The sequence below is a fragment of the Pseudonocardia pini genome (assembly GCF_013870575.1).
GTDB lineage: Bacteria > Actinomycetota > Actinomycetes > Mycobacteriales > Pseudonocardiaceae > Pseudonocardia > Pseudonocardia pini.
Map to the genome: position 1 here is coordinate 1 of NZ_JACBXB010000845.1, position 2,228 is coordinate 2,228.

At 74.9% G+C, this 2,228-nt stretch carries 3 protein-coding genes; 1 reads left to right on the top strand and 2 read right to left on the bottom strand.

The features are described 5' to 3' along the window. Window positions 1–500: alpha-amylase family glycosyl hydrolase (locus tag H5J29_RS29795; protein ID WP_181784294.1), on the top strand; the 500-nt coding region annotated here is incomplete at its 5' end. A gap of 133 nt (window positions 501–633) precedes the next feature. Here the strand turns inward: H5J29_RS29795 and H5J29_RS29800 are convergent. Then, complete coding sequence (locus H5J29_RS29800) at window positions 634–1,494, bottom strand: SDR family NAD(P)-dependent oxidoreductase (protein WP_181784295.1); 861 nt, start codon at window positions 1,492–1,494, stop codon at window positions 634–636. 67 nt (window positions 1,495–1,561) lie between these two features. After that, the coding region (locus H5J29_RS29805) for a LysR substrate-binding domain-containing protein (protein WP_181784296.1) at window positions 1,562–2,228 on the bottom strand (667 nt) is incomplete at its 5' end.

The following is a 2,228-nucleotide window of genomic DNA, read 5'->3' on the forward strand; positions in this document are numbered from 1 at the left end:
ACGTCTACCAGGGCGACGAGCTGGGGCTCCCGGAGGTCGAGGACCTGCCGGAGGCCGTGCTCGACGACCCGACCTGGCGCCGCTCCGGGCACACCCAGCGCGGCCGTGACGGCTGCCGGGTCCCGATCCCGTGGTCCGGGGACGCGCCGCCCTTCGGGTTCGGGCCGGGTTCGGGGCAGCCGTGGCTGCCGCAGCCGGACTGGTTCGTGCGGTTCACCGCCGACCGGGAGGACAAGGACCCCGAGTCGATGCTGAACCTCTACCGGGCCGCGCTGCGGTTGCGCAGGGCGGACCGCGCCCTCGGCGACGGGCCGCTGACCTGGCTGGACGTGCCCGCGGGCGCGCTCGGCTTCGTCCGCGAGCCGGGTTTCGCGATGCTGCTCAACGTCGACGCGGCGCCCTTCGCCCTCCCCGAGGGCGCCGAGGTGCTCCTGGCGAGCGGCCCGCTCACGGACGAGGGCCTGCTCCCCCAGGACACCGGGGTGTGGCTGCACGTCTGAGCGGTGCGGCGGGGAGCCCGTTCCGCGCCGTCTCAGCCGTGGTGTCGCCGGTACGCCGCGCGGCGTGCCCCCCGCCGCCCCCGCACGCGTACCAGATCCACCGGAGGGGATCCGGCCGCCGCACCATGCCCGCTCAGTACAGACCCATCCCCGGCTGCGGCGCCGACAGGTCCACGACCGAGGACCACTGCTCGGCCAGCTCGGCGACGGTCGGGGTGTGGTCGAAGGCCGCACCGGCGGCGTGGAACAGCTCCACGCGGTGGTAGCGGCCGAACCCGGCGACGAAGGTCGCGCCGTTCTCCTCCACCTCGTCCCCGCAGAGGTAGCCGATCAGCGGGGCGACGAAGTCCGGCGGGAGCTTCTGCAGGACGTCCTCGGTCATGATGTCCGCGGTCATCCGGGTGGCCGCGACGGGCGCGACGGCGTTGGCCTTGATGTCGTACTTCGCGCCCTCCTTGGCGAGGCTGTTGATCAGGCCGACCAGCCCGAGCTTCGCCGCGCCGTAGTTGGCCTGGCCGAAGTTGCCGTAGAGCCCGGTGGTGGAGGTCGCCACGACGACCCGGCCGTGCGCCTGCTCGCGGAAGTGCGGCCACGCGGAGTGGATCACGTTGTAGGCGCCGTAGAGGTGGACCTGCAGGACGGCGTCCCAGTCCGCGTCGGTCATCTTGACGAAGGTGCGGTCCCGCAGGATGCCGGCGTTCGCGACGACGCCGTCGATCCGGCCGAACGCGTCGAGCGCGGTCTGCACGATGGCCGCGCCGCCCTCCGCGGTCGCCACGCTGTCGTGGTTCGCGACGGCCCGGCCGCCCGCCTCGAGGATCTCCGCGACGACCTTGTCCGCGGCGGTCTCGTCGCTCCCGGACCCGTCCCGCGCCCCGCCGAGGTCGTTCACCACGACCTGCGCGCCCTCGCGCGCCAGCAGCAGCGAGTACTCGCGCCCCAGCCCGCCGCCCGCCCCGGTCACCACGACGACCCTGTCCTCGACCCCGGCCATGTCCGCTCCTTTGCGTCGACTCCCCTCTCTGTACACCGCCGGATCGCGCAGGGGAACGCGGTGAGGATCACGCCACGGCGAGCACCGCGCGCTCCACCTCGCGCGCGACGACCTCCATCGCGGGCGTCGGGCGGCGTTCGGTGGAGCGCGCCAGCACGACCGAGCGGGTGACGGCGGGCTCGGCGAGCGGGCCGCCCGCGAACCGGCCCGCCGCGACGTCGGCCTCCACGGCGACCGCGGGCAGCACGGTCCAGCCCGCTCCGGCGGCGACGAGCCGCTTCTGCGTCTGCATGGTGTTGACCTCGACGATCCCGTCCAGCTCCACGCCCGCCTCGGCGCACGCGCCGTCGAGCAGCGTCCGCAGGCCGTGCGGCGGCGCCGGCATGACGACGGGGTGCCGGGCCAGCTCCGCGAGCGGGACCGGATCGGCCGCGGGCCACTCCCCCGGCGGCGCGACGGCCCACAGCGACTCCTCGAACAGCGGGCGGACGGCGAGCCCGGCGGAGGTCGTGACGCCGTAGAGCAGCGCGATCTCGACGGTCCCGGACTCGAGCCATTCCTGCAGGTGCCCCGAGTAGCCCGTCATCAGCCGCAGCCGGATGCCGGGGTACGCACGCCGGATCCGGGCGACCAGGCGCTCGGCGACGGACTCGGTGAGGCTGTCCAGCAACCCGACGGCCACGCTGCCGCCCACCGCCCCCGTGCTCGGCCTCCTCCACGACCCGCGCCACGTC